The sequence below is a fragment of the Yoonia vestfoldensis DSM 16212 genome, from assembly GCF_000382265.1.
Lineage (GTDB): Bacteria > Pseudomonadota > Alphaproteobacteria > Rhodobacterales > Rhodobacteraceae > Yoonia > Yoonia vestfoldensis.
The window spans coordinates 1-25,676 of record NZ_KB907975.1; the positions used below are offsets into that span (position 1 = coordinate 1).

Annotated in this window: 25 protein-coding genes and 2 pseudogenes; 17 read left to right on the forward strand and 10 right to left on the reverse strand. The window is 61.1% G+C overall.

The genetic code is table 11. The features are described from left to right. On the reverse strand, nucleotides 1–145 hold a 145-nt coding region (locus H147_RS0103255), incomplete at its 3' end, for a helix-turn-helix domain-containing protein (RefSeq protein ID WP_211216506.1). 105 nt (nucleotides 146–250) lie between these two features. Then, a pseudogene (locus tag H147_RS20465) lies at nucleotides 251–361 on the reverse strand (cation transporter); the annotation flags it as partial. A gap of 92 nt (nucleotides 362–453) precedes the next feature. On the opposite strand from H147_RS20465, the gene H147_RS0103265 reads away from it, so the two are divergent. Then, entirely contained in the window at nucleotides 454–900 is a 447-nt protein-coding gene (locus tag H147_RS0103265; protein ID WP_019953910.1) for a MerR family transcriptional regulator, read from the forward strand. Beyond that, a pseudogene (locus tag H147_RS19275) lies at nucleotides 897–1,232 on the forward strand (YnfA family protein). Before H147_RS0103265 ends, H147_RS19275 begins: the two are co-directional and overlap by 4 nt. Nucleotides 1,233–1,252: 20 nt before the next feature. On the opposite strand, the gene H147_RS0103275 reads toward H147_RS19275, so the two are convergent. Together H147_RS0103275 and H147_RS0103280 are read right to left on the reverse strand one after the other, a co-directional pair. After that, nucleotides 1,253–2,566: an MFS transporter gene (locus tag H147_RS0103275; RefSeq protein ID WP_019953912.1), complete on the reverse strand. Its 1,314-nt coding sequence runs from the start codon at nucleotides 2,564–2,566 to the stop codon at nucleotides 1,253–1,255. A gap of 1 nt (nucleotide 2,567) precedes the next feature. Beyond that, nucleotides 2,568–2,825, reverse strand: coding sequence for a metal-sensing transcriptional repressor (locus tag H147_RS0103280; protein WP_019953913.1), 258 nt, complete (start codon nucleotides 2,823–2,825; stop codon nucleotides 2,568–2,570). Nucleotides 2,826–2,897: 72 nt separating this feature from the next. Between H147_RS0103280 and H147_RS0103285 the strand changes: the two genes are divergently transcribed. The 3 genes from H147_RS0103285 to H147_RS0103295 are packed head-to-tail and all read left to right on the forward strand — an operon-like array spanning nucleotide 2,898 to nucleotide 4,901. Then, nucleotides 2,898–3,248 (forward strand): hypothetical protein, encoded by a 351-nt coding sequence (locus H147_RS0103285; protein WP_162561621.1) that lies wholly within the window; start codon nucleotides 2,898–2,900, stop codon nucleotides 3,246–3,248. A gap of 57 nt (nucleotides 3,249–3,305) precedes the next feature. Then, complete coding sequence (locus H147_RS0103290; protein ID WP_019953915.1) at nucleotides 3,306–4,031, forward strand: HupE/UreJ family protein; 726 nt, start codon at nucleotides 3,306–3,308, stop codon at nucleotides 4,029–4,031. A 15-nt stretch (nucleotides 4,032–4,046) separates the two neighbouring features. Continuing rightward, complete coding sequence (locus tag H147_RS0103295; RefSeq protein WP_019953916.1) at nucleotides 4,047–4,901, forward strand: hypothetical protein; 855 nt, start codon at nucleotides 4,047–4,049, stop codon at nucleotides 4,899–4,901. Between the two features lie 305 nt (nucleotides 4,902–5,206). Here the strand turns inward: H147_RS0103295 and H147_RS0103300 are convergent, their stop codons facing one another. Beyond that, complete coding sequence (locus tag H147_RS0103300; protein ID WP_043699342.1) at nucleotides 5,207–6,694, reverse strand: fused MFS/spermidine synthase; 1,488 nt, start codon at nucleotides 6,692–6,694, stop codon at nucleotides 5,207–5,209. Nucleotides 6,695–7,161: 467 nt separating this feature from the next. Between H147_RS0103300 and H147_RS0103305 the strand changes: the two genes are divergently transcribed. From H147_RS0103305 to H147_RS19280, 3 genes are all read left to right on the forward strand, one after another. Further along, nucleotides 7,162–7,662: a peptidase associated/transthyretin-like domain-containing protein gene (locus H147_RS0103305; RefSeq protein ID WP_026352212.1), complete on the forward strand. Its 501-nt coding sequence runs from the start codon at nucleotides 7,162–7,164 to the stop codon at nucleotides 7,660–7,662. 71 nt (nucleotides 7,663–7,733) lie between these two features. Beyond that, the gene (locus H147_RS0103310; protein WP_245541095.1) at nucleotides 7,734–8,282 is read left to right on the forward strand and encodes a ferric reductase-like transmembrane domain-containing protein; all 549 of its coding nucleotides are present in this window, start codon (nucleotides 7,734–7,736) and stop codon (nucleotides 8,280–8,282) included. A 326-nt stretch (nucleotides 8,283–8,608) separates the two neighbouring features. Then, complete coding sequence (locus H147_RS19280) at nucleotides 8,609–9,859, forward strand: cation:proton antiporter (protein WP_110570901.1); 1,251 nt, start codon at nucleotides 8,609–8,611, stop codon at nucleotides 9,857–9,859. Between the two features lie 398 nt (nucleotides 9,860–10,257). On the opposite strand, the gene H147_RS0103320 is transcribed toward H147_RS19280, so the two are convergent. From H147_RS0103320 to H147_RS0103330, 3 genes are all read right to left on the reverse strand, one after another. Beyond that, entirely contained in the window at nucleotides 10,258–10,929 is a 672-nt protein-coding gene (locus H147_RS0103320) for an outer membrane protein (protein ID WP_019953921.1), read from the reverse strand. Between the two features lie 372 nt (nucleotides 10,930–11,301). Next, on the reverse strand, nucleotides 11,302–11,739 hold the full coding sequence (locus H147_RS0103325; protein ID WP_162561622.1) for a helix-turn-helix domain-containing protein: 438 nt from the start codon (nucleotides 11,737–11,739) through the stop codon (nucleotides 11,302–11,304). Nucleotides 11,740–11,850: 111 nt separating this feature from the next. Further along, entirely contained in the window at nucleotides 11,851–12,093 is a 243-nt protein-coding gene (locus tag H147_RS0103330; protein WP_019953923.1) for an autoinducer binding domain-containing protein, read from the reverse strand. A 110-nt stretch (nucleotides 12,094–12,203) separates the two neighbouring features. On the opposite strand from H147_RS0103330, the gene H147_RS20240 reads away from it, so the two are divergent. Further along, nucleotides 12,204–15,413, forward strand: a complete 3,210-nt coding sequence (locus H147_RS20240; RefSeq protein WP_162561623.1) for a VWA domain-containing protein — start codon at nucleotides 12,204–12,206, stop codon at nucleotides 15,411–15,413. Nucleotides 15,414–15,415: 2 nt separating this feature from the next. Continuing rightward, nucleotides 15,416–16,288 carry a hypothetical protein gene (locus H147_RS0103340; RefSeq protein ID WP_019953925.1) on the forward strand — a complete coding sequence of 291 codons (873 nt, stop codon included), beginning with the start codon at nucleotides 15,416–15,418 and terminating at the stop codon, nucleotides 16,286–16,288. A 265-nt stretch (nucleotides 16,289–16,553) separates the two neighbouring features. Here H147_RS0103340 and H147_RS0103345 read toward each other — a convergent pair whose 3' ends face one another. Further along, nucleotides 16,554–17,915 (reverse strand): aminotransferase-like domain-containing protein, encoded by a 1,362-nt coding sequence (locus H147_RS0103345; RefSeq protein WP_019953926.1) that lies wholly within the window; start codon nucleotides 17,913–17,915, stop codon nucleotides 16,554–16,556. Nucleotides 17,916–18,163: 248 nt separating this feature from the next. On the opposite strand from H147_RS0103345, the gene H147_RS0103350 reads away from it, so the two are divergent. From H147_RS0103350 to H147_RS0103380, 7 genes are read left to right on the forward strand one after another with little or no spacing between them, the layout of a single operon-like run. Then, nucleotides 18,164–18,646: an MSMEG_0572/Sll0783 family nitrogen starvation response protein gene (locus tag H147_RS0103350; RefSeq protein WP_019953927.1), complete on the forward strand. Its 483-nt coding sequence runs from the start codon at nucleotides 18,164–18,166 to the stop codon at nucleotides 18,644–18,646. A gap of 54 nt (nucleotides 18,647–18,700) precedes the next feature. After that, nucleotides 18,701–19,666, forward strand: coding sequence for a Nit6803 family nitrilase (locus H147_RS0103355; RefSeq protein ID WP_019953928.1), 966 nt, complete (start codon nucleotides 18,701–18,703; stop codon nucleotides 19,664–19,666). Between the two features lies 1 nt (nucleotide 19,667). Then, entirely contained in the window at nucleotides 19,668–20,792 is a 1,125-nt protein-coding gene (locus tag H147_RS0103360) for an MSMEG_0568 family radical SAM protein (protein ID WP_019953929.1), read from the forward strand. Then, on the forward strand, nucleotides 20,789–21,331 hold the full coding sequence (locus H147_RS0103365; RefSeq protein WP_019953930.1) for an MSMEG_0567/Sll0786 family nitrogen starvation N-acetyltransferase: 543 nt from the start codon (nucleotides 20,789–20,791) through the stop codon (nucleotides 21,329–21,331). Before H147_RS0103360 ends, H147_RS0103365 begins: the two co-directional genes overlap by 4 nt. Then, nucleotides 21,328–22,302: a sll0787 family AIR synthase-like protein gene (locus H147_RS0103370; protein WP_026352214.1), complete on the forward strand. Its 975-nt coding sequence runs from the start codon at nucleotides 21,328–21,330 to the stop codon at nucleotides 22,300–22,302. The genes H147_RS0103365 and H147_RS0103370 overlap by 4 nt, the downstream gene beginning before the upstream one ends. Further along, nucleotides 22,295–22,573, forward strand: coding sequence for an MSMEG_0570 family nitrogen starvation response protein (locus tag H147_RS0103375; protein ID WP_019953932.1), 279 nt, complete (start codon nucleotides 22,295–22,297; stop codon nucleotides 22,571–22,573). The genes H147_RS0103370 and H147_RS0103375 overlap by 8 nt, the downstream gene beginning before the upstream one ends. Continuing rightward, nucleotides 22,555–23,838 (forward strand): MSMEG_0569 family flavin-dependent oxidoreductase, encoded by a 1,284-nt coding sequence (locus H147_RS0103380; protein WP_019953933.1) that lies wholly within the window; start codon nucleotides 22,555–22,557, stop codon nucleotides 23,836–23,838. The genes H147_RS0103375 and H147_RS0103380 overlap by 19 nt, the downstream gene beginning before the upstream one ends. Nucleotides 23,839–24,044: 206 nt before the next feature. On the opposite strand, the gene H147_RS0103385 is transcribed toward H147_RS0103380, so the two are convergent. Beyond that, nucleotides 24,045–25,610: an ABC transporter substrate-binding protein gene (locus H147_RS0103385; protein ID WP_019953934.1), complete on the reverse strand. Its 1,566-nt coding sequence runs from the start codon at nucleotides 25,608–25,610 to the stop codon at nucleotides 24,045–24,047. Nucleotides 25,611–25,676: the final 66 nt, after the last annotated feature.

Sequence of the window (25,676 nt, forward strand, 5' to 3'; positions counted from 1 at the left end):
GAAACGCAGGTTCAACAATCCCCTCCCGCAAATACTTCTTGATCGTGTTGCGAGACACGCCCGTCCGCCGCGCGATCTCGCGAATGGGCATCTTGTCACGCAGCGCCCATTTCCGGATAACTTTTAAAAATCCCATGTCTATCACTCCAAGTGCTCCCAGCTGATTCAAGCCGGGGTAAGGTTGCACATGGGTCAATTCTCGATGACAATTTCTGCTGCTGCCGGGTCAGTTCTCAGTGACAATCAACACGCTGACCCCTGGCAGCCGTTCGACCGCCGTCCTGATCTTGGCGGCACAGGACGCGCAATCCATCCCCGAGACTGTCCATTCCTGCGATTCGGCCTCTGATTTTTGTGCCATTTCAAGCCTTTCCCTCCGGAGCCTTGGCACCGATTGTAAATGTTCAGGTATCTGTCTAATCTCTCTAGTAACTAGAGGTGCAAGGACAAACTATGCTGACCATCGGAAAAATCAGCGATGCCGCGGGGGTCAAGGTGCCGACCATCCGCTACTACGAAGAGATCGGCCTTCTGCCCGAGGCCGAACGCAGCGCGGGCAATCAGCGGCTTTACGGCCAAAAGGCGCAAGAGCGGCTGACCTTCATCCGCAATGCTCGCGAACTCGGGTTCCCGCTCGATGCCATACGCGATTTGCTCAGCTTGTCCGACCGTCCCGACCAGTCTTGCGCCGCAGCAGATGCGATAGCCTCGGCGCAGCTTGCAGCAGTCGAGGCGCGCATCGCGCGGCTGACTGCACTCAAGGCAGAGCTGGAGCGGATGCTGGTCCAATGCGCAGGTGGTATGATTGCCGATTGCCGCGTGATCGAGGTTTTGGGCGACCATGCGAAGTGCCATGCGGACCATGCCCCGACCGGACACCTGACCGAGGTTGCTGGATGAGTTCCGCCCCGACGGTGGCGCTCTATGCCCTTGCCGCAACGGCCGAGATCGCTGGGTGCTTTGCCGTCTGGGCCTAGATGCGGCTTGGTGCCTCGGCGCTATGGCTTGTTCCCGGTCTTGCCTCGCTTGCGGCCTTTGCTTGGCTGCTGACGCTCGCCCCGACTGATGCTGCCGGGCGGGCTTATGCCGCCTACGGCGGAGTCTACATTGCGGCGTCCCTGGTCTGGCTTTGGATGGTCGAGGGGCAGCGCCCTGATGGTTGGGATGTCACCGGGGCTGCCATCTGCCTGATCGGGGCGGCAATTATCCTGTTCGCGCCGCGAGCAGCTTGAGGTTGGGGGCGCCGATCCGGTCAGGCCGTCCGTCGCGGCCACTGCGGATGCAGCGGATCGATCATTACGGCATGCTGATGTGCCCCGTAACGCCCTTCGCGGAGGTGCGGATGATCGGGAGCTAGGTCTGCGTGGTCGTGGACCAATTCTACCGGGTCCGCTGCGGGCCAGAGCCGGAAAACGGCAACCATTGCAGCCGCGCCTACCGCAGCCAACCCAATGGCGGCCTGCGCCAGCCCGAACGCTGAACCGAGCCACCCTGCGAGCGGATAGGTGATCAGCCAGCATGCATGCGACAGCGCGAACTGCGCAGCAAAGACGGCGGGTCTGTCTGCGGGGCGGGCGGAGCGGTTCAGGATACGCCCGATGGGGGTCTGCGTAAGGGAAAAGCCAAAACCGATCACCGCCCACAACGCCATCAGCGCGCCCAGTCCGGGCATCAGCGGTGTTGTCGCCACGCCCGCCACCATCAACCCGGCCCCGGCCAGCATCACTGGGCGGTCAGCCAGACGTTCCAACAGACGTGGCAGCAGGAAAGCCGCGAGCATCGACCCCGCGCCAAAGGCCGCAAAGGCCAGCGCCACTTGCGATTCGCCAAGACCGAACCGTGCCTGTACTAAAACCACCGTGTTCACATAGATCATCGCCCCGGCCGCCGCGACTGCCAGCTCCATCACCATCAGCCCCCGCAGGCGCGGAGTGGCCAGATATATTCGGATGCCCTTGGTTGTGCTGGCCCAGAACTGGCCCGCCTCTCCCGGTGCCCGCGTTGGCAAAACAACCGTGACCACCAGCAGCGCGGACAGCACAAATCCCGCGACTGTCCCGCCGAACAGCATGGGAAAGCTGACAATGGTCAGCAGGGCGGCGGCCAGCATCGGCGACAGCAATTGCTCCAGATCTTCAGTCAGCCGCATCAGCGACAGCGCGTTGGTATAGTCCCTTTCGTCAGGCAGCACGTCGGGGATCGTCGCCTGAAACGCTGGGGTGAATCCGGCCGAGGCCGCTTGTAGCACAAAGATCAAAACGTAAACCTGCCAGACCTCGGCGACGAAGGGCAGGAACAGCACGACGCCTGCGCGGATCAGGTCCAGCGCCACCAGAAACGCCCGGCGGGGCAACCGTTCGGCGACGGCGGCGGCAATCGGGGCCAATGTGACATAGGCGATCATCTTGATTGCAAGGGCCGTGCCCAGAACCAGACCGGCATTCTCACCCGCCAGCTGCCAGGCCAGCAGACCCAGCGCCACAGTGGCAAGGCCCGTGCCCAAAAGGGCGATGACCTGTGCGGCGAACAGATGGCGGAAAGTGCGGTTGCGGAGCGTGTTCAGCATCTCAGAGAAGCTTCGTCAGGGCTTTGATCTCAGCCAGATCGTGATCGCCCCCGACCGTGACACAGTGGTCGATATGGTCATGGATCAATGCCCGCTTCGCCTCGGCCACCGCGCGTTCAACGGCGTGCAGCTGAGTTGCCAGATCGACGCAGGGCCGCCCTTCCTCGATCATGCCGATGACGCGGCGCAGATGCCCTTCGGCGCGCTTGAGCCGGGTGGCGATGGCGGCGTGACTTGCATGGACATGAGGTTTTGACATATATCGAGCCTATCCCCCCTAGGGGGATGAGGCAAGCAAGGAACAGGGGAGTGCATCCCCGAAGGATAAGGCATGAAAAGGCAGTTGGCAGGGTGGGGCAGGCTTTTGTCGCTGTGTGCGGCCATTGTGATGGCGCTATCGCTTGCCGCAGCGCCCGCCATCGAGGCCGTCAAGCATGGCCCCGGGGCTATGGTGGCCGAGGCCGATCACCGCGCCTATCATTCCGAGCACGGCCATTCCCATCCCATGCCAAGCGGCCACCACGATTCTGGCGATCATGATCATGTCAGCGCGGCTGTTCTTGCATCGCCTGGAGCCGCGTTCCATGCACCACCAACGAGCACCCTTCAACCGGAAGGCATGGTCGCCGACGGCACGATCCGCGAGGGCCCGCGACGGCCACCGCGTCTGATGATGATCTGAGCCGCCGCCTGCGTCAGCGGGCGGTCAGACAGTTTCATCAGTCAGGATACCAATGACATGACACCCACCTTCCGGGCGCTTTTGCGTCAACCTGTGCAATGGCCAGCCCTTGCTGCGCTCTGCACCCTTCTTGCCTCCCTGCTTCTGGCAGGTGCGGCCCTTGCCCATAACGTCACCGAAGGCGACGCAGGCTATGTGCAAGAGGTAACGGGTTTCCGCCCCATCGCCTTCATGTACCTCGGCGCCAAGCACATGGTGACGGGCTATGACCACCTGCTGTTCCTCGCCGGGGTGATCTTCTTTCTGTACCGGTCAAAGGACATTGCCACCTATGTCAGCATCTTTGCCATTGGCCATTCGGTCACGATGATCGCAGGCGTCTGGTGGTTCATCTCGATCAACGCCTACATCATCGACGCGATCATCGCGTTCTCGGTGGTCTACAAGGCGCTGGATAACCTTGGCGCGTTTCGGTTGTGGTTCGGGGTGCAGCCCAACACCAAGGCGGCGACGCTGATCTTCGGTCTGCTGCATGGCTTCGGCCTCGCCACCAAGATCCAAAGCTACGAGATCTCACCCGACGGGCTCTTGGGCAACCTCATTGCGTTCAACGTGGGGGTGGAGCTTGGTCAGTTGATGGCGCTCGCCCTGATCCTGACAGCAATGACCCAATGGCGAGCGCGGCCTGCCTTCGCGCGGCAAGCCTACGCTGCAAATGTCCTGATGATGGTGGCTGGCTTTGCCCTGATGGGCTTGCAGATCACCGGATATTTCGTCGCCTGAAAGGAGGGCTGACCCATGACCAACCGTTTCGACACCCCGAAAGCCCCTCTGCGTGCCGAACCCCGGCCACAAGCCGCAACGCAACATGTCCAGTCGGTGCCCGCCACCCCCGGCGGCCTGATCCGGTCAACCCTGATTGCGGCAGGGGCGGCAGGGGCAGTCCTCGTCCTCTTCTGGCTTCCCGCCGAATACGGCATCGACCCGACTGGCGTCGGCGCTCTGACCGGTCTGACCGAGATGGGCGAGATCAAACAACAGCTCTCCGCCGAGGCAGAGGCCGATGCACAAGCGGCCGCAGCTTCGGCCGTGGCCCCCGCAATCCCGACCGCCGCCGTGGTGTCGGAGGAGGTCCTGCAACGCCTTGACAGGATCGATGCCCAGCTTGCCACCCTTGCCACCGCGATCGGTGCCCCCGTCGGCACAGCAGAACCGGCTCCTGCGCCCGAATCTGCACCGGAGCCCGCGCCGGTCGCCGAAGTCCCTGTCGCCCTGACCCCCGACTCCGACCCCGTCGAGGCGGCAGTAGCTGAGGCTACCGAAGCCGCCCCTGCGGCTTCAGAATGGCGTGACGAAGTCAGATACACTCTTGCCCCCGGTGATGGGATCGAGGTGAAGCTTGTGATGGAGGAAGGCCAAGTCGCCCGCTTCGCCTGGTCCGCGAACGGCGGTGTCGTCAACTACGATACCCATGCCGACGGCGGCGGACAGAGCATCAGCTACGAACAAGGCCGCGCCGTTCCGGAACAGGAAGGCGAATTGGTGGCAGCCTTCACCGGCAACCACGGCTGGTTCTGGCGCAACAGGACCGATGCACCGGTCACGCTGACCTTGCGGACAGCTGGCCAGTATGCCGAGATGCGCGCGCCCTGAACCTACTCGCACCCGGTCACCTTCTTGGTGACCGGGTGCGGTCAGCGAAAAGTGCTTTTCGTTTGTGCTCGAACCATGTCAGCTCTCCAGAGAAGGTTGGACGGCAGTCGTGTTTCCTCCGCCAGCAAAGAAACTGTTGTTCGACGTTCATAAATTACATTGTGTTGCGCCCGGTCGGCTCATGTTGCAGATGACCGTCCGCATACCGCGCGGCGTTTACGGACCCCTGTCGACGCATATTTGCGCAAATACCGATCTCCTGAACCGGCGCTGTTTCCAACAGGATTTCGGACTTTCGCCGCCGCCTATCGATGGCCGACCCAGCCGCGGTCGTCTGTAAACGCTTGGCCCGGCGTGATCTCTATCATGTGATAGCCGTCAGGTAGCGCATCAACAACGGACAGCGGGTCCTGAGAGGCCGCCAAAAGAACATTGGCAACACCACGCGCGCTGACCGGCCCCTGAACGGCTTCAACATGCGGGTAAAGATCGGTCAAGATAGCGTGCAATCCGCGCACAAGAGGTCCATCCGGGGTATCAATCAGGTTCACGTAGACCGGTCCCGCGACAATCGCCTGGACCCGCGCGTAGGTCTCGCGGGTGGCTAGATGCGCCGGAACAGAGCCGGACGAAAAAGCATCCATCACGACCGCATCAAAACGCAGATCCGTTTCGTTGAGAAACACCCTGCCATCGGCGTGAACGATGCCAAGTCGGCCACCCGGCGCATCATCCGTACTTGCGTCATAACCGGCCCGTGCGATCATCGCACTTGCCCACGGCATCTGTTGGCGCACGACTTGCGTGACAAGCGGGTCGATCTCGACTGCGAGGGCCCGCGCCATCGGGCGCGCCTCCAGCAATTTGGTCGGCAATGTGTAGCCGCCGCCGCCAATAAACAGCACCGACGGCGCCGGTCCCAGATCGCGGTCCATGCGCGCCCATATCCATTGGACATAGGGCATCACCAGGTTGGCCGACGTTGCGTTTCTTGTGTTGTTCTGGTCGGTGCGTTCCGCCGCCTGTTGGGTGCGGTCGGCGATAAGATACACCACCCCGCCCTGGCGCACCACGTCGATGCACGACAGGCCGGATTCATAGCGACACACCGAACCCGCAGTCAGGCTTGCCGCTACAGCGAGTGTCGCCAGAGCAATTGACACAATCGATCCTGGACCCTGCGCAGTGGGCGTGTCGTCTTCGCCGTTACCTTCAGAGGGTCCGTTTCGGATAAAAAGAACACACAAAAGCGCCGCAGCGCCGCAACCGGCAAAGGTTGTGACCGATCCGAACAGAGGAAGCGCGATGAACCCGGCGAGGATCGCACCGAAGATCGCACCAACCGAGCCTGCCGCAAGAACCAGGCCAAGCGACGATCCTTCCCTGCCCGGTCTTGCCTCGACGGCCAGCTTCGCAAGGAATGGCGACGGCAAGCTGACCAGCACCGATGCCGGGAAAAAGGTGACAAAGACGGCCAGCAGCATGCCGCCGGTATCGCGGGCGCCGGATGCGTAGACAAAGGCAAGAACCATGGGCGACAGCGCCATCAGCACCGCCGTCATGACAAGCGCCATGCGCACGTTGGCCACTGCACGGGCACGTGGGCGTTCCGCCACAAAGCCCCCGACTGCGTTGCCCAGCGAAAAGCCCGCCAAAATGGTCGCGATCACCGTCGTCCAAGTCAGCAGCGAGGTGCCGAAAAACGGGGCCAGCACACGGCCTGCTGCGATTTCATAGGTCAGCCCGAGCGTGGACAGAACAAGGATCAGCCCGATGGTGGTCCAGAACCGCATGATTGCCTCCTCAGTCGCTGGATCGACGTCGTCTGACCTGCCTAGTGCCAATTTCTGTCGGAAACCAGCGCCAAACCCGATCGGGTGCCCTGCGTGGTTGAAAGACATCCCAACGGCAAAGGTCGATGATATCTTATCTCTGCCCACCTCAGACAATCGAAGATCATCTTGAACCGCGCGGATGTGCGGGACACCAAAGCCGACTGCACAAGCAGTCCAAGCGGTCATTTCCGGCATGCGGACAGAGCCTTGGGCGGCAGGGCGGTTTTCGCCTGTCGTATCTGTCATAATTGACGGACAAGGCTTGGCATTCCCATCACGAAACAGTGGGTCGCCTTCCAGAGGGTGCCCTTCATCCCAGATATTACGCTATCGTCGTTCCGCGCGACGCCCAATGATTACGTGTTTTCTGTTGGCTGGGGTATCCGATCCTTCGGGTGAAGCCATAAGGTTGATGGAGACTTGGAATGATACAGAATAGAACCAACCGTCGGAAATTTCTCGCGACAAGCGGTGCCGTGTTCGGCGCGACGCTGGTCACAGGCGGCTCCGGGCTTCTTGTGCCCGCGAGCGCGCAGGGCCTGGCGCCGACACCCACGATGCGCGGGGGCGCCAACAACTATATCGCCGGAGCGCCGATCGTCGACCGCATTGGGAACGGCGGTTTCTGGATGACGGGCAGCGTGCGTCGCGCGGGCGACGGCGCACCTTTGGCGGGCCAGCGCGTGCAGATCTGGGCGCATACAACCGAAGGGCACGAGCGCGATCCGCACAGCCATGGCGCCACACTTACCGATGAGAATGGTGAATTCCGGCTTGAGATGCCACAGATCGTACCCGCTTTTGGCCGGCCACACGGCCACCTTGCGTATGACAGCGGAGAGTTCAAGACGGTCTTTCTCCGTCCGATCATGCCAAGCGCCGGCGATACGAGCTTGAGTGCGCATTTTGTACTGGAGCCGGTCTGATCCCAACATTTTCGGTCCGCGCGATCCTGATCTGGGTCTGCCTTGCGCTTTTTGTCGTCATACCGCTTGCGGTGGCGGCAACCAGTCCGTTGCTCGCATGGCGCGCACCCGTTTACATCGCGGCGGGGTTTGCTGGCGTGATCGCGTTGGTGATCTTGCTTTTGCAACCCTTACTGGCAGGAGGGTATCTGCCGGGCCTGCCCACGACATTCGGCAAGCGTGTCCATCGCTGGACCGGCTTTGCATTGGTGGCGGCCATAATCATCCATGTAGGGGGGTTGTGGCTGACCAGCCCGCCCGACGTTGTCGACGCCCTGCTCTTCGCCTCACCGACACCGTTCGCGGTTTGGGGCGTGACGGCGATGTGGGTCTTGTTCGCTGCTGCGTTGCTCGCAGCTTTCGGACAGCGGTTGCGGGTACGGCCACAGACGTGGCGTCTCGGACATGCGGTCCTTGCGCTTGTCGGCGTCGCGGGCAGCGTGGTTCATGCGATGCTGATAGACGGCACGATGGGAACGCTGTCAAAAACCTTGCTCTGTGCATTGGTCATCGGTGCGACGATCAAGGTTCTATACGATCTGCGCGTCTGGTCGCGTATCACCCGCCGCCGGATCGGATGATTGTCTCGGATACCTCTTTCTGGCTTGGCAGCACTCTGCGTCGGCCAGCATGATCCGGACGCGTGCAGGATGTGGATCGCATACCCAAGACGGAACGAACAAGTATCACGTCGTCGGGCCTGCGATCCTCGCATGTCCTGCGTGATTGGCAACATGCGGTCAGAGCCTCCTCCAGATCGATAGGGTTGGTCAGAACCCGACGCTGGTATGGTCACACCCGAATACCCTGGAATGCCAACGACCCCGCACCTAGAATGACACACCACATCAGCGTCCAACTGAATCGTTTGGCGATCACTCAATAAACAAAAGGACGCCTTGCGACGATGAATAATCCTGACCCCTTTTTTGGCTTTTCTCAGATGCATGTGCTGATGGCGGCAGTCGGCGCGGCGGTATTCATTGCCCATCTGCTGCCGCGCATATTGTTCAAACGCGGGGCTTCATCCTCGGCGATCATGATGCTGGCGGGACTGGTGATCTTCAACCTGATCCCCGGCATGCCGGCAATTCCTGATCCGACCGTCTCACCCGCTCTGTGGGAGACCACCAGCGAGATCGTCGTCATCATCGTTTTGTTCGCGACAGGTTTGCAAATCGACGACATCAGCAGTTGGAAACGCTGGCGACCCACAGTGCGGCTTTTGGTGATTGCGATGCCGCTGACGATTGTCGCGATTGCGCTACTGGGATGGGCTCTGGCGGGCATGACGGCGGCAGGCGCAGTGCTGTTGGGTGCGGTCTTGTCGCCCACTGATCCTGTGCTGGCGGGCGACGTGCAGGTTGGTCCTCCGCTTGAGGGCCGCGAGCATCCGGTGCGCTTCACCCTCACGGCTGAGGCCGGCCTGAATGACGGCCTGGCCTTTCCTTTTGTCTATCTTGGCCTGATCATCGCGGCACAAGGGTCGGATGCATCGGTCTGGTTCGCGGAATGGTTCACGCGCGACTTGATCTACCGCATCGTCGTGGGCGCGCTGGTTGGTGCTTTCATTGGCTGGTTGTTGGGGCGCAGTCTTTTTTCGTCGTGGGGAAGCGCCGCGATCGAGAAAAGTGGCCCAGGTGTCCTTGCTCTGGGGGCGGTCCTGTTGTGCTACGGGTTGGTCGAACTTGTCGAAGGATACGGCTTCATCGGTGTTTTCATGGCCGGTCTGGCGTGCCGCCGTGTGCAAAAGCAACACCATTTCCACAAACGCCTTCACGCGTTCAGTGAAGCAATCGAACACGTTCTGACCGTTTTTCTGCTGTTGCTGTTGGGAGGCGTGTTGCCGGCACTTTGGCCTGCGCTGGATTGGCGACACACGTTGATCGGCTTTGGGCTTATCCTGATCGTCCGGCCTTTGGTGGGCTGGCTGTCTTTGTGGCGGACGGGTTTACCACCGGGTGATCGACTGATCGTCAGCTTTTTCGGCGTGCGCGGGATCGGTTCGATCTATTACGTGGGCTATGCGACCGGACATATGGAATTCGTGAATGAGGACCCACTCTGGGCACTGGTCGCCTATACGATTTTCGCCTCGGCTTTAATCCACGGTGCAACAAGTTTCTTGGTCGAGCGTCATGCCTCACGTCCTGCCTAAGCAAGGCCCCGCTTTTATGGGCGCAACCGAGACAGCCACCGCAAACACACAATCACGACCCATCCGCGCATATTGGCGGGTCAATATGTGAAGACGGCCGAGAAAACGACCCGGCCAAAGGCCTTCAGAACCCATCATCAAAGGGTCTTGCATCCGTCTGCCCAACGATGCCCGTCGGCCGTCAGAGAGATTACGGCCATCTGACCCAATCAATTGCAGCACGGCAAACGCATGGCGGCATCGTGGAACGCTGTACCGATCAGATTTCTGCAAGCGTTTTCTCTCAGGTTCAACGGCATTGTATCGTGCCCGCCCAAGTATGATCTGTCGATCGGTGTTGCGGGCAGACCGGCATCAGGAACACTGATCAGACAGGATGCCGGTCCAAGTGGTATCGTTTAAAACCTGTACGAAGCTCTGAGCGACATCGTCGTGGCGTCGATATCGACGGACGTATCGAAACTGTCATCGAATTGATGGCGCAGAATTTCACCGCCGACCAGAATGCTTTCGGTTGCCTTGAAGGCGATACCAGCGCCAAAGAACGTACCGTCGGTGTCTTCCGATTCCAATTCAAGTCTTGCAAGTCCGGCGGTCGCATAGGGCAGCAAGCGCCCAGCATCGTAACCGGCGCGCGCCTTCAGCCGCAGGATCGATCCGTCTGTGTCGACTGGAATTGTTGCCGTCGTGCCGTCAAATGTGCTCGTTCCTTCGTCGAGTGTGATCACATCATAGTCGACCTCACCACCCAGAACCAATCTGCCGACGCCGTGCATATAGCCGATGTGCAGCCCGTACCCGCTACCGTCGATGTCATAATCCGCAAGTTCATTCGGCGTATCGCTTAGCGGAGACACGTCACCGATCCTGATCGACGTCTCAATCGTCACATTGCCAACCTGACCGCCAACGTACAATCCGTCCCATCCGCTTGCTGAACGAACGGGTAGCGGCGTCGCCGGCACAACCGGCGCCTGTTCCATGACAGGTTCGGCCAGACCGCCGGCAAAGGCAGGAAATGCGTTGAACCCAAGGGTTGCGATCGCACAACTCGTTATCATCTTTTTCATTTCAGTTCCTGTTTTCAGAGGCGCCCAAAGTGGGCATCGCGAAAACCTGATCACTGATTGACAGCGGCAAGACCACTACCAGTTGGTAGTCGCCAGCGACAAAGCCACGGTGATCGCGGCATCAGCCCCGGGGGACGGGCGCGAAACGGCCTGCGCAAAGCACGCCTTGCTGCGCGTGCAGACGCACCCCGCAAGGTGCCGATGAGGCCGGTCCAGAGATTTGCAAACGACTGCGCCGTGGTCGGCCGTCGGCAGGCCGAGACCCCCAAAGACGGCTGCAAACGCGGGCGATCATGGAAATCATGTCGCCATTTTCGTGAAATCAACTCTCAACCAACCCGCTGACATCGCGCGAGGCTGCAGCGGCTTTGTCTATTGTCGGTTCTTGACCCGATGATCCGCTGGCACGCTATGGTGTTGGGACTGCAAGGTCACATTCCGGGATGGATAAGTTGCGGTTCCACTGCCTGCCGTTGCGTCCCAATACTTTTTCAACAGATATTTGGTCGTCGGCGCGTCCAGCTTTCTTCGGGCATTTGCCAGATGCAGATCAACCGTGACCGGCTTGATGTCCAATTCCTCCGCGATGGCCTTGATCCGTAATCCGGCTGACAAAAGGTCGAGACATTCGATTTCACGCGGGCTTAGCATCTTGATCAGCCCGTTCGGGACCAAACGATCGCTGAGCGCGAACAGCAACCCTCGGATGTCGGCAAAATAGCTGGCGTGAATCGCTTCTACCTCATTTCCGCTCAGGCTTGATCCAAGGTTCCAGGCCTCTGCGCCTTTCACCGAGGGGAATCGTGTCACAAGAGAAAAGCCGGCGTTGAAACCAACATCTCCTGCCGCTTCGATCAGGCCTTTCTGGCGCGGCGTCAGATAGTGATAAGCGTCGAGATATGACTGCCCAGTTTTTATGGGCTACCGCGATTTGAGGCAATAGACCAGAAAAGGGTCATCCTGCTGATAGCCATTCTTGTCGTAGAATTGCTGAAATGCTTTCGGCATCGTGGTGCGGATGGTCGGGGCCAGGCCCTGCGGATCAAGCCGGAGGTAGATGATTTTGTCGAAACCATGCGCTTTCAGGTATTCGCTTGTGGCGGTCCAACAGGTTTCCGGGTCGGCCCCCGAGGCGATTAGGTGATAGATGTCATCCGATTTCATCAGACCCCCTATGGAAAACCATAGCTATCATTCAACGCGGATACACCAGATTTTTCAAGCTCGTTTGACTTTCAGGTGCCCGACCGGGCTGCCTTCGCAAGGAATTGAAAATGCGATCTGCCCTATATGCCTTTTTCCTGACCATCTGGGTCATTTCACCAATTGCCTCTTGGGCACAGGACCGGGCGAGTATTCTGATACTTGACGCATCCGGGTCGATGTGGGCGCAGTTGGATGGCGGAAAATCGCGGATCGAGGTGGCGCGTGATGTCTTGGCCGACTTCCTGTCCGCCCGCGACCCCGCACAGCCCCTTGGCGTGATCGCATACGGCCACAACCGCAAAGGTGATTGCGCGGATATCGAGGTGCTGGCCAACGTGGCAACGCAGGATGGCGCCACGCTTGGTGCGCGATTAAGGGCGCTGAACCCACGCGGCAAGACGCCGCTTGCCGATGCCTTGCGCCTTGCGGCCTCGCAGATTCCGGCGACGAGCGAAGAGGCTGATATTGTGCTGGTCACAGACGGGCTGGAAACCTGTGGCGGCGATGTCTGTGCCGTCGCTGCGGAATTGGCCGCGAACGGTATTCCGGTGCGCGCTCATGTCGTTGGCTTTGGCCTGACCGAAGGAGAGATCGCGCAGATTTCCTGCATCGCAGACCAGACGGGTGGCCTCTTGCTGTCCACCCAGTCCGGGGCGGAACTGGCTGATGCCTTGGTCCGCACGACCGCTCCGGTCATCGTTGAATCCTTGCCCGCAGGTCAGGCGCTGATGAATGTCACGATCCGCGCCGATATTGCGGGTCGTCCGGATCAGGTTGCAATCCGTGCCGAAAACGCGGCGACAGGGAATGTGCAGGACTTCGGCATCCTTGATTTCGCCCAAGCGGCAGCCTTGCCCGTTCTGTTGCGCGAAGGCGATTGGACCATCATCGCGGATGCGGGTGAATTGGGCGGTGGCCAGTTGGACATCACCGTTTTGGCCGATGACAATCGCACCATTTACGTGCCGTTCCGGGGCTTGCTGCCGACACTGGACATGCCGCCCCCAACGGGCGCCTTTCGTGCGGGGATCAACGCATTGATACCCTACCGTGTCTTGCAGGAAGGGCTGGCGACAGGCGGCGGTGACTTCATCTTTTCGCTGCTACCACTTGATGCGACGACGACAACCGACCGGCGCTATACCTATTCAACACAAGACAGCCGCGTTGGAGGGCATGTCGGCGCCTTCCAGCACCCGCCGGTGCCCGGAGACTACCTCGTGGCCTTTTCCCGCAACGCAGCCTTGCCGATCGAAGAGGCGATGAAAACACTTGTCGTCACATTCGTGGACCGCCCGGAGGTGACGCTGGTCGCACCGCCTGCGGTGGCACCCGGCGCACAGATCCCGGTCACGATTACGGGCGGCATGGGGAGCAATGACCGCCTTGAGGTCTGGCGCGATGGCGCGCTCGTCTCTTGGGATCACAGCGTCAACTTGCAGGATTTCTTTGACAATCGATATGGCCCGGCCAAGCCGCTGATCGCCCCTGAAGAGGCTGGCGCATACGAGGTGGTCTATGTCTTTTCAGAGCTTGATGCCGCCACAAATGTTGCAGCCCGCCTGCCCCTGACCGTTGGCACATTGCTGGACTTTCAAGAGGAGGCATCGCTTCCACCTGGACCACAGAGCGCTGGATCCCGTGTCGCGGGTTATGAACAAAACTCTGATCGGGGCGGATTTGATATCGCCGCGACCCCGCTGGACCAACCAGACCCCCGCTTTTGCGATGCGCTGTGTGCGGCAGACCCGAATTGCGCGGCCTGGACCTTTGTCAAAGCAGGTCTTCAGGGCCCGCAAGCCATGTGCTGGACGAAATATGCCAGCGGCGAGGCGCGCCAAAGCGAGTGTTGCGTTTCAGGTGTGATGGCTGATCTGGCCCGTCTGGGACCAACCGCGCAGGTGACGGCTGTTGCTGCGGATGACGCCGATGACGTCGCGATGAACGACGATGTCGGCTATCGCTGCGATCAGGCGATCTGTCTGATCGAGGATGCCACGACGGGGCTGAACTTTGCCCTGCCGCAGGGCTGGTTCACGGACCTGCCGACATTGGAATCCGCTGTCGCTGGTGGTCAGCCGGGCGCGCCGCGGGTGAATTTCATGTCCGACAGCAACGGGCAGACCGAAACAATTGCACTGAACCCGCATCAGTGGACCACGATGAACGGTCCTTGCATGGATTTATCGATGGGGCAGTTGTGTTATTTTGAAAGCGCCGACCCGACCGTCGCACAGGTCGCTGCCGTGCTGTCCCAGACCCTGCGCTGGACGTCGCCGGCGATGTCGACGGTCGAGATCGACATGACCCACGGGCCGGATGCCGTTTTGCCACCCGCGCTGATCGGCTATACCTGCGCGCAGGATGGTTTCCCCTGCATCATCGTCGATGAGCCGACGGGCATTGCGCTGGTCATCCCTGCGCGCTGGTTCACCGATATCCCGGTGCTGGAACCAGCGCCGCCGGGCAGCACGCTGGATATGGCACGACTGACCTTCTACAGCCCGATGGAAGTGCCGGATGTGATTGCCATCAACCCGCTGGACTGGTCGCCAGATCGCGGCCCATGCACTGAATTTCGGTATGGGCTTGCCTGTCTGACGACAGCAGGCGCGCCATCGACGCAGGCTGCCTTCGACTTGATCGTCGACAAACTGTTCTTGACCCGCCCCGCGGTGCGCGCCGCGCCGGCTGCTGACCCACAGGACGCCTTGGCCGCCATTATCGGGACGCTCGCGCAAGAAGATCCCGCTGCGGCCGCCGCAATGGCCGGTCTTTTGGGTGCGGCACAGGGTGCCGTTCACGGCGGCAGTGACGCAATGCCGGGGGCGATCATCAGCCATGGCTATACACCCGGTCCGGTCTTGAAACGCTGCCCGCTTGATGCGCCCTGCGCTTTTGCGCAGCCGGACGTGCAACTGGCTGGGGCCATGCCCTCGGGCTGGACGGTCGAGGTGGCTGTGCGGCAGCCCGACACCTCCATCGCCACATGGTTCACCGATGTCGATCCGGCCGGCAATGTCAAACGCATCGGCCTTAATCAGCCAGGCGGCGAGGCGTGCATCGACACCCGCGCCGGACCGTTGTGCGAATTCACCCCCTATATCGCCGGTTCCGAGATGGACGTGATCGCGCGGACCCTGACACGCGGCGGTATCGCCGAGGCCGAGGCGGCCTTGGCCGCCTATCAGAGCGTTGTTCCACCCCAGGGCACGATGATGACACCCGAAAGCGTGGGCGCCCTGCTTGAGCGGATCAGAACCGGACAAGGAAATTGACCATGCAGACACCATTTCAACGCCTTGCGGCGTTCGCCATCGCCACTGCGGGATCGTCAGCTTTTGCTCAGGACCTCTGCGGCCCGCTGGTTGCCAGCTATGAAAATGATGGGCTGCGCTTCACCTCCATCGCGGCAGATCAAACCCGCGAGATTCTGGGGGCGGAGTTGACGGCGAGCCGCCCCTCTGACACTGCCATTCTTGTTGCGATCCCGGGCTTCAACCTCTCATGGTACGAAAGCTCTGCCGAAGCGATTTCGGCCCTTGTTGGGTCGGACGGAAACTGGATCTATAACGGCCCGGCCGCATGTGACCCCGATATGCAGGACCCGATCACCTTTACCGAAGACGAAGGACTGATCGTCGCGCCGCCCCCCGATGATCTGGTTTTTACCCCCGAAGAGGGGTTGGAAATTGATCCCGATGGCGCTGTCTTGACCCCGCGCGACGGGCTGTGGAAGGCAACGGTCGGGCCGACACGTATGGAAGGTTGCCCGGCGATGATGGCGCAGGCTTTTCCCGTCTCGCCAGGTGCTTTGCCGGGGATGGAGGGCGATACCAGACGGATGTCCTTTTCGCGGCCCTTCGATCCGAACGCGCTTGAAATGACCCAGTCCTTGCGAAGCGCGTGGGTCGAGGTGGGGCCAAACACCTGGATCACCGAAGCGATGCCCGGGGCCTTTGCGCAAATCCCTCAGGGGCAAAGCGGCGGTTCGCGCCTGCTGATGGAATTGACCGTGGCAAGTCCAGATTTGATCCTTTTCGACCGCACGATCGAAATCATTCTGCCCGACGTGGCAACCGCGATGATGGGGATCAGCCCGGATGGCTGCCGGGTGCGGGGCAATGAACGATGGGAAAGGATCGGCGACTAGGTCCGGATCGGGACGTATCCTGGACCAGACGACCACAGCCAGTCGGCGCATGATTGACACGCGTGCCAATCGGCGCTGTGCCGGATTACATCGGCGGCGACCGCACGACAAGCCGCGACGATGGCCACTTTCTGGCAGCGACGGGCGCCGGACAGGCCCGCTGGCCTGGACAAGAAACGGAGCCTTCCCTGCCCCGGATTTCACATCAGCGCGGTCATACGGTGATCACGATCGAAAGGTGCTGTCAAACATGCGGCTGCAAGCGTTAGTCCGCGGCCGACATGATATAGGCAAGAAGGCCGATGGCATCGCGCAACTGCGTCCGCTGAATCTGGCCCCCAAGACAGACCCGGATCGATTCCGTGGGCTCGCAAGAAACGGTAAAAGCATCTGACGGCATGATCCCCAATCCGGTGCCCGCCATGCGCCCGATGATTTCGGCCCGCGTCACACCATCCGGCAAATGCAGCCAGATATTGAAGGCATGCGGGGCAGCTTCAAAACGGAACGCGCTCAGCGCCTGAGCCGCGATGGACTGACGTGCCTGACTTTCGTCGCGGACAAAGCGGCGGATGCCGTCCGCCGTGCCGTCGATGATCCAGCGCGTCGCAAGCGCCATCATCAAAGGTGACGGCATGACAGAGATGATCTTGATCTGATGCGCCAGTTCACGGGCCGCGTGACTGTTGGGCGCGACAGTATAGGCAAGCCGCAACCCCGCACCGATACATTTGGCAAGCCCGCCGATATGCCAGACCAGATCAGGCGCGAAATTGGCCAGTGGTGCCGGGGGGTGTGGCGGAATGAAACCGTAGGCGTCGTCCTCGATCAGTGGCAACCGATGCGCGGTAATCACATCGGCGATGGCCTGCCGCCGCGCAAGAGAGATCGTGCGCGTCGTGGGGTTGTTCAGCGTCGGGTTCAGATAAAGCGCCTTTGGCCGATGCTCGCGGATCGCCGCATCGAGCACGGCTGTATCAATCCCATCCGCGTCACCGCGAAGCCCGACCAAACGCAGCCTGAGTCGCGCGCAGATACTGCGTATTCCCGGATAGGTCACATCCTCGCATAACACGACATCGCCGGGCTGCGTCAGGCTCATGAGGATCGCAAGGATCGTCGGATGCGCACCGGGCGTCACGGCAACCCGGTCAAGCGACGGGACAAGGCCGCGCAGCGACAGCCATGTCGATGCCGCTTCTTTGTCGATCTGGCTTCCTGTGGATGATTGGTATCGCAGCAAGTCGATCAGATTGGCAGTGACCGTCTGCACGCCCGCTTCCATCCGCTCCAGAAGAGCGGGTTCGCTTGGCTCCGGCGGCAGGTTCATCGTCAGATCGACATCGGCCTGTCGACGATGTTCGCGCTGGGGGTCTTGGCGTTTGGTCCCGATTGCAAAGGTCCCGCGCCCGACGTGGCTGTTCACAAGGCCGCGGTCCCGCGCCTCGACATAGCCACGCGACACGGTTGTAAAGTCGATCCCCAACCTGTCAGCAAGCTTGCGCTGCGGCGGCAGGCGGACGCCGTCGCGCAGGGTGCCATTTGCGATCGCCTCTGCGATTGCATCGGCAAGCTGGAGATAGCGGGCGGGCCCGTCGGCGCGCAGAATCGGTGTCCAGTCCTTCATCGTGAAACGCTATCGCGCGGAGATCAGTAATTGAAGCGTTTTGTATGGATTTTGCGGCAATTGCGCATTTTTTCTTTTTACAAAGACGGAAGATTGGTCAGTTCTGCCAAATAAAACGCAGTGCCCCTGCGTTTGACGCGATTATTGTATGCATAATTGAATCAAATATTGATTGGATTTTAGACCGTGCGGCAGGGTGATGAGGCATCACGGCCAGTCACGGCCGACCAACCCAAGGGGAGCCTGATATGCCTGCAGTCACGCAAGAAAAACACAAGGACGGCGACTTTTTCGTCGATTACGAAGACAAGGTCTTTGAAGATGTGAAGGCAGAGCCGGGCCAGAAGGCGCTGGTGACTTTCCACACCGTCGCCTTCGAAGGCTCGATCGGCTTGGTGAATATGCTGAACGCCATCCGTCTGGCCCGCAAGGGGTTCGAGACATCCATCCTGCTGTACGGGCCGGGTGTCACGCTTGGTATCCAGCGCGGATTTCCGACACTGGGCGATGCGGCGTTTCCGGGGCACCAGAACTTTGCCGATAACCTCAAAAAGTTCATGGCCGAGGGCAGCAAGATCTATGCCTGCCGTTTTGCCTTGCAGGCGCTTTATGGCCACGGCGAAGCGTCGCTGCTGCCCGGCATCATCCCGATCGCGCCGCAGGATGTGTTGGACCTCAAGCTGCTGCATGTCCGCGACAATGCGGTGATCGTCGATACCTGGACGCTTTAGTCACGCCGCGCCGGGGCGTCTGGCGTCCCGGCTGACCCCTTTGGGAGAAATGCCATGTCACGCAGCGTAAAGGCGGCAGCCGTCCAGATCGCACCGGATCTGACCAGTCGCGACAAGACATTGGCGCGCGTTCTTGACGCGATCGACGAGGCTGCGGGAAACGGGGCCGACCTGATCGTCTTTCCCGAAACCTTCGTGCCATTCTATCCCTATTTTTCATTCGTGCTGCCCCCCTGCAAACAGGGCAAGCCGCATCTTCACCTCTACGATCAGTCTGTCACGGTCCCGTCTGACGCCACCCGCCGCGTCGCCGAACGCTGCGCCCACCATGGTGTCGTCGTAGTGCTTGGCGTGAATGAACGCGACCACGGGTCTTTGTACAATGCGCAGCTGATTTTCGACAGCGACGGCACGCTTTTGCTGAAGCGGCGCAAGATCACGCCGACCTATCACGAACGGATGGTCTGGGGCCAAGGCGACGGTGCCGGTCTGCAGGTTGTTGACACAAGTGTCGGTCGTGTCGGTGCCTTGGCGTGCTGGGAACATTACAATCCGCTTGCCCGCTATGCGCTGATGACACAGCATGAGGAAATTCATGTCGCGCAATTTCCCGGATCGCTCGTAGGTCCGGTATTCGCGGAACAGATCGAAGTCACGCTACGCCACCACGCCCTTGAATCCGGCTGTTTTGTCGTGAATGCCACGGGCTGGCTGACTGATGACCAGATCGAAAGCATCACACCGGACCCCGACCTGCAAACGGCCCTGCGCGGCGGCTGCATGACCTGCATGGTCACCCCCGAAGGCCGTCACGTCGTGCCACCACTGACCAGTGGCGAAGGCATTCTATACGGTGATCTGGACATGGCGCTGGTGACCAAGCGCAAGCGAATGATGGATTCCGTGGGCCATTACGCGCGGCCAGAGCTGCTTTCGTTGCAGCACAACACCGACCTGACGCCGACACGGCACGTTACGGCAACCGGCCCCCAATTTCAGCCGATCCCATTGGAGGATTGATATGCAAGCAACAACCGGCGATCTGATCAACGACCTGCAGACCCGCGGCATGCGGCTGGTCGATCCGCATGCGGGCGCCGACAGTCGCCGTGGCGGTGCGGGTCCGACCGATCACAAGGCGATCACCATCGGGGGTCTGACCGTGATGATCCCGGTGCATACCGCGACGGCCTTTGACTCGCCCTATCTGGTCGAAGCGCCCGATGCGGCGGGCAATGCACGTGTGCTCAAGGACGGCGCGTTCTTTGCCGACGTGCAGTTCCCGCAACGGGCAAAGTTCCTTGACCTGTCGACGGCAGAGGGTGTCCCTTACGGCCATATCGCGCAATTGCATGCCAAGGACGTGCTGGCGACCACGGTGTTGCAGACCTGTATCCGCTATGAAAGCCGCAAGAAAACCTGCAAGTTTTGTGCGATTGGCCAAAGCCTTGCCGCGGGCCGCACGATTGCCCACAAAAGCCCTGCGCAACTGGCCGAGGTCGCCCGCGCCGCTGTGCTGTTGGATGGCGTCAGGCACATGGTCATGACGACCGGCACGCCCGCAGGCAAGGATCGCGGCGCCAAGGTACTGGCCGACAGCGCCGAGGCCATCCGCGCCGCCGTTGATCTGCCCTTGCAGGCGCAATGCGAACCGCCCGAGGATGACGCATGGCACCGCCGCATGAAAGACGCGGGTATCGACAGCCTTGGCATGCATCTGGAGGTCGTCACACCGGCGCTGCGTGCGCAGATCATGCCGGGCAAGGCGCAGGTATCGCTGGACAAGTATTTTGACAGCTTTGGTGCGGCGGTGGATGTTTTCGGCTGGGGGCAGGTGTCGACCTATATCCTTGCGGGGCTGGGCGATACGCAAGACGCGATCCTGTCGATGTGTGAACGGCTGACCGCAATCGGTGTCTATCCGTTTGTTGTGCCGTTCGTGCCTGTCACCGGCACTCCGCTTGAAAGCCATCCCGCGCCGACGGCGGCTTTTATGCACGGGGTGCTTGGCCCGCTGTCGCAGATGATCGTCGATCAGGGAATGCGGGCAGAGGATATCAAGGCAGGCTGCGGCCGCTGCGGGGCCTGTTCGGCCTTGTCGGCCTTTGAAAAATTCAAACAACCGGCACAGGCGCGCGCGCTATGATCATCGAACGCCCCGAAGCCTTTGTGACCCCGGAATTCCTGATCCGTCTTGCGACAGAAAGCTGGGAAATCGGCGGCGCTGCGTCTTTGCGGCATCGCACCTTTGTTGCGGAACAGGGCATCTTTGCAGGTCATGACCGCGATGCCATCGACCGGACGGCCTTGCCGCTGGTGGCCGTGTCCACGATGGCGTCAGAGGCCGATGAGGTCGTCGGCACCGTGCGCATCCACGAAGACAGCCCCGGCATCTGGTGGGGGTCGCGTCTGGCTGTTGCGCCCGATTACCGCCGTGTCGGGCGGTTGGGGGCGGAATTGATCCGGCTTGCGGTCGGCACGGCGCATGCGCGCGGCTGCACCGCATTTCTGGCGCATGTGCAGATGCAGAATGTCGCACTTTTTGAAAAGCTGAAGTGGCGGTCGCTGGGCGAACACGATCTGCACGGCCACCCGCATATGCAGATGCAGGCCGATCTTGCGGCCTATCCGCCTGTCATTGATCCCGCACGCGGGTGGATGGCGCTGACACGGCGGGCGGCATGACTGATCTGGCGGCGCTTGCTGCGCATCTGGCCGCGCATCCGCATGTCATCGGCAAGCGCGACATCGACGTCGCCTGCGCCGCGCTTGACCTGACGCAGCACAGCCCCGGACGCCCCGGCGACGATGCCGCCGCGATCCGCGACGGCGACGGCTGGCAGTTGATGGCGACCGAAGGGTTCATGAACGATTTCGTGGCCGCGGCCCCGTGGTTCGCGGGCTGGTGCGCGGTCATGGTCAACATGAACGATATCCTTGCAATGGGGGGCAGACCGACAGCCGTGACCAACGCGCTATGGGCGCCCGACATAGCCATCGCACAGGAAATCCTGCGCGGGATGAAAGACGCGTCAGACGCCTATGACATCCCGATTGTCGGGGGGCATACAAACCTGCACACAGCGCAGCCGCAACTCGCTGCGGCGATCTGGGGTCGCGCCAACGCGCTGATCACAAGTTTTGACGCGCAGCCCGGGGATGTCGTGATCACCTGCGCGGATCTGCGCGGCGCCTATGCGGGCGACAGCAGCAACTTTCCCGCCTTTTTACAGGCACCCAAAGACCGCCTGCGCGCAGATATGGCGATTTTGCCGGCATTGGCCGAAGCCGGTCTTGTGACCGCAGGCAAGGATATCAGCCAAGGCGGCATCGCCGGAACAGCGCTGATGCTGGCGGAATGCTCCGGCGTGGGTATCACGATCGACCCCGCCCGTATCATGGCCCCGGATGGCGACCTGACACGGTGGATGACGGCCTTTCCGAGCTTTGGCTTTCTGTTGACCGCAACCCCCGAAAACGCGGCCGCTGTGCTGGCACGCTTTCATGCGTGCGATATTGCGGCCACCGTGATCGGCGATGTTGTTGCGGGCAGCAGCCTGAGCCTGTCTGACGCCGCGCGCGCGCATCTGGTCTGGGATCATGCCGCAGCCCCCTATCTTGGCCTTGCCCCGCCCAAGGAGCCTGCCCATGCCTGAGACGATTTTCCGCATCCGCTGGCCTGACGGGACCGAGGAGGACTGCTATTCCCCGTCGACCGTGATCCATGACCACCTGACGGCGGGTCAGACCTATCGTGTGGATGATTTTGCAGTGCGCAGTCGCACCGCGCTTGATCTTGGCGCGCGGCGGGTTGCGGCGAAATACGGATTCCGCTGCAGTTCTGCCGATGCACAGGCGGCCAAGATTGCCACCGCTATCGCCCGCTATCACCCCGAGGAGAGTGTCACATGTCTGTCAATCCGCTGACGCCCGCACCGCGCGCGCATGTCACAACTTTGATCGTTGGCGCCGGACAGGCGGGCATGTCCGCGTCCTATTATCTGTGTCAGGCGGGTATCGATCACGTCGTGCTGGAACGCTACAAGCGGTTCCACGCATGGAAAGAGGATCGCTGGGACAGCTTTTGTCTGGTGACCCCGAACTGGCAATGCAACCTGCCCGATTTTCCCTATCGTGGCGATGATCCGACGGGCTTTATGCTCAAGGACGAGATTGTCGCCTATGTCGAAGGTTTCTGCGACAGTTTCGACGCCCCCCTGCACGAAGGCGTGACGGTGACCCGCGTCGAAAAGGTCAACGGGATTTTCGAGGTCGACACCGATCAGGGGCTGTGGTCCGCTGACAATGTCATTGTCGCATCCGGCGGATACGACCGCCCGATCACGCCGCCCTATGCCAGCAAGCTGGCACCGGGTATCACGCAGATCCATTCCAAAACCTATCGCCGGCCGTCGGATATCCCCGAGGGTACTTGTCTTGTCGTCGGCACCGGCCAGTCGGGTGTGCAGCTGATGGAGGATCTGCGTCTCGCCGGCCGTGATGTGCGGCTGGCTGTCGGACCTGCACCGCGCAGCCCGCGCTGGTATCGGGGCAAGGATGCGACGGACTGGCTGCACCAGATGGGGTATTACAAGATCACGATCGCGGAGCAACCTGACCCGAAAGCAACCGAGGCAAAGACCAACCATTACATGTCCGGCCGCGACGGCGGCCACGAGATCGACCTGCGGCGCTTTGCGCTGGACGGACTGCAAATGTACGGGTCGGTGTCGGATATGGATGGGACCAAAATCCGGTTTCTACCGGATCTGGCGCAAAATCTTGACGACGCCGACAAGAGCTATGTCGGCATCCGCACGATGATCGACGCCTATATTGCGCGTGAAGGGATTGATGCACCGCCTGCGCCGCCGTTCGAAAAAGTCTGGCGTCCAGACACCGAGATCACGCAAATCGACGCTGCGCTTGAAGGGATCACCTCTGTGCTTTGGTGCATCGGCTTTCGGCCGGATTATGACTGGCTCCGGGTCGATTGTCTGGACGTGCGCGGTCGCCCGATCCACACGCGCGGCGTCTGTGACGAGGATGGCATTTTCTTTCTGGGGCTGGGCTGGCTGCACACGTGGGGATCAGGCCGGTTTCTGAGCGTGGCAGAGGATGCCGCCCATGTCGTCAGGACAATCGCGAACCGGCAAGAGGCAACCGGCAAGCGGATGACCCTTGCAGTCTAGCCATGTGGCGTCGCTGCCCCGTCCGGCATGGGCGATACATGCGAAATGCGGGTATCGACCGTCACAGTGGCCCGGCCCATTCGGATGCCGCAGACGCGGCACCCATCCCATCGACAAACGGACGTGCGGCAGATCGCAGGCGATGCGCGACCTGACCTTGCGCAAAGGCACGGCTGGTCGCCCAAGCAGACGCAGCTTGTGCAGGTCTACTCCACCGTAACCCAGCGCAGCATGAAGAAATTGTCGGGACGCTGGACAAGATCGATGCCATCGCGCGCGGCCCATGCAAGCGGTTCGGTATAAAGCGGGACATAGGCCATGTCGTCCTGCAGGATGCCCGCGATTTCATCCAGCATCGCCTGCCGTGTGCTGGTGTCGATCTCTTGCTGGACCAGCGGCAGCAATGCGTCGATCCGCGCGTTCGAATAGCCGCCGAAATTCCATGTACCCAGCTGTTCGGTCGGCGTATGTGCCAAAAAGCGGATCGGGTGTTCGGCATCGAACGTGCCCGGCGACCAGCCCAGCAGGTACATATCGTAATTGTCGCCGCGCAATTCGTCCCAATAGGTCCGCACAGGGATGGTTTCGAGCTGCGCCGTCATGCCGACCTGCCCCAGCATCCCGGCCATCGCCTGACAGACCGCCTCGTCATTGATGTAGCGGTCGTTGGTGCATTTGAAATTGAAGGTGAAGCCATCGGGATAGCCCGCCTCGGCCAGCAGGGCGCGCGCCGCCTCGGGGTCGAGCGCGGGGCGGTCGGCATGGATGTCCGAATAGCCCGACAGCCCGGCGGGTTGCAGCTGCGACGCGGGTTCTGCCATGCCTGACAGCAAAACCTGGTTGATGGCCGCGACATCAATTGCCGCCGCGACGGCCTGCCTGACACGGACATCCTGGAACGGATTTGGCGTATCCGTTCCTCTCAACGTTGCCTGATCGTGGCCAAAGCCCAGAACGATCACCCGCGCCTCCAACCCCTCGAAGACCTGAATGCCGTCCGTTTCACGCAGACGCGCGACATCACGGATCGGGATCGGCGCCAGCATGTCGACATCGCCCGCGATCAATGCGGCCAGACCCGTTGCGGCATTGTCGATCGGATTGAAAATCGCCTCGGTGATGTTGTGTTCGGGGGTGTCCCACCAGTCAGGATTGGGCACCAGCCTGATCTCGACGCCCGGTTCGCGCGCGGTCAGGATAAAGGGGCCGGTTCCGTTGGTGTTGAGCGTGGAATATGTTTCAGCATCGCGGGCGGGCGTCTCTGCGCCGTTGGCTTCGGCCCAGGACCGGCTCATCATCATCCAATTGGCGATGCTGTCAGGAAAGATCGGGTTGGGGGCGGACGTGACGATATCGACGGTGAAATCATCGACGACGCGCACTTCGGAAACAGGCGCGAACCATGATCTGACGTCGGATTGTTCGGAAATACCCCGTTCATAGGAAAACAGCACGTCATCGGCGGTGAACGGGCTGCCGTCATGGAAGGTGACACCTTCGCGCAGCACGAAACGCCAGCCGTTCTCGCCGGTCAGCGGCTCCCAGCTAGTGGCCAGCGACGGTTCCAGCATCATGTCCTTGCCGCGCCGGACGAGACCTTCGTAGACATTGTTCAGAAACGACGTCACCGGCGCAAGGTTGGCGGCATGCGGGTCCATGGTCTGCGGGTCGGTCGTGCCCGCCCAACGGAATGTTTCGGCCTGCGCCAGCGATCCTGTCATCAGAAAAGTCGTCGCGGCCAGCGTGCGCAGCAATGTCCGGGTGCGTGTCATGTCATGGTCCTGTCGTCGTGTTGCGGTTTCAACGGCATTTGCTTGGCAGGCCGCACGAACCCCGAC

What these genes read in the sequence shown, in the direction of transcription:
- H147_RS0103265 (WP_019953910.1), top strand. Translation starts at nt 454, where the DNA reads ATGCTGACCATCGGAAAAATCAGCGATGCCGCGGGGGTCAAGGTGCCG.
- H147_RS0103275 (WP_019953912.1), bottom strand. Translation starts at nt 2,566, where the DNA reads ATGCTGAACACGCTCCGCAACCGCACTTTCCGCCATCTGTTCGCCGCA.
- H147_RS0103280 (WP_019953913.1), bottom strand. Translation starts at nt 2,825, where the DNA reads ATGTCAAAACCTCATGTCCATGCAAGTCACGCCGCCATCGCCACCCGG.
- H147_RS0103285 (WP_162561621.1), top strand. Translation starts at nt 2,898, where the DNA reads ATGAAAAGGCAGTTGGCAGGGTGGGGCAGGCTTTTGTCGCTGTGTGCG.
- H147_RS0103290 (WP_019953915.1), top strand. Translation starts at nt 3,306, where the DNA reads ATGACACCCACCTTCCGGGCGCTTTTGCGTCAACCTGTGCAATGGCCA.
- H147_RS0103295 (WP_019953916.1), top strand. Translation starts at nt 4,047, where the DNA reads ATGACCAACCGTTTCGACACCCCGAAAGCCCCTCTGCGTGCCGAACCC.
- H147_RS0103300 (WP_043699342.1), bottom strand. Translation starts at nt 6,694, where the DNA reads ATGCGGTTCTGGACCACCATCGGGCTGATCCTTGTTCTGTCCACGCTC.
- H147_RS0103305 (WP_026352212.1), top strand. Translation starts at nt 7,162, where the DNA reads ATGATACAGAATAGAACCAACCGTCGGAAATTTCTCGCGACAAGCGGT.
- H147_RS19280 (WP_110570901.1), top strand. Translation starts at nt 8,609, where the DNA reads ATGAATAATCCTGACCCCTTTTTTGGCTTTTCTCAGATGCATGTGCTG.
- H147_RS0103320 (WP_019953921.1), bottom strand. Translation starts at nt 10,929, where the DNA reads ATGAAAAAGATGATAACGAGTTGTGCGATCGCAACCCTTGGGTTCAAC.
- H147_RS0103330 (WP_019953923.1), bottom strand. Translation starts at nt 12,093, where the DNA reads ATGAAATCGGATGACATCTATCACCTAATCGCCTCGGGGGCCGACCCG.
- H147_RS20240 (WP_162561623.1), top strand. Translation starts at nt 12,204, where the DNA reads ATGCGATCTGCCCTATATGCCTTTTTCCTGACCATCTGGGTCATTTCA.
- H147_RS0103340 (WP_019953925.1), top strand. Translation starts at nt 15,416, where the DNA reads ATGCAGACACCATTTCAACGCCTTGCGGCGTTCGCCATCGCCACTGCG.
- H147_RS0103345 (WP_019953926.1), bottom strand. Translation starts at nt 17,915, where the DNA reads ATGAAGGACTGGACACCGATTCTGCGCGCCGACGGGCCCGCCCGCTAT.
- H147_RS0103350 (WP_019953927.1), top strand. Translation starts at nt 18,164, where the DNA reads ATGCCTGCAGTCACGCAAGAAAAACACAAGGACGGCGACTTTTTCGTC.
- H147_RS0103355 (WP_019953928.1), top strand. Translation starts at nt 18,701, where the DNA reads ATGTCACGCAGCGTAAAGGCGGCAGCCGTCCAGATCGCACCGGATCTG.
- H147_RS0103360 (WP_019953929.1), top strand. Translation starts at nt 19,668, where the DNA reads ATGCAAGCAACAACCGGCGATCTGATCAACGACCTGCAGACCCGCGGC.
- H147_RS0103365 (WP_019953930.1), top strand. Translation starts at nt 20,789, where the DNA reads ATGATCATCGAACGCCCCGAAGCCTTTGTGACCCCGGAATTCCTGATC.
- H147_RS0103370 (WP_026352214.1), top strand. Translation starts at nt 21,328, where the DNA reads ATGACTGATCTGGCGGCGCTTGCTGCGCATCTGGCCGCGCATCCGCAT.
- H147_RS0103375 (WP_019953932.1), top strand. Translation starts at nt 22,295, where the DNA reads ATGCCTGAGACGATTTTCCGCATCCGCTGGCCTGACGGGACCGAGGAG.
- H147_RS0103380 (WP_019953933.1), top strand. Translation starts at nt 22,555, where the DNA reads ATGTCTGTCAATCCGCTGACGCCCGCACCGCGCGCGCATGTCACAACT.
- H147_RS0103385 (WP_019953934.1), bottom strand. Translation starts at nt 25,610, where the DNA reads ATGACACGCACCCGGACATTGCTGCGCACGCTGGCCGCGACGACTTTT.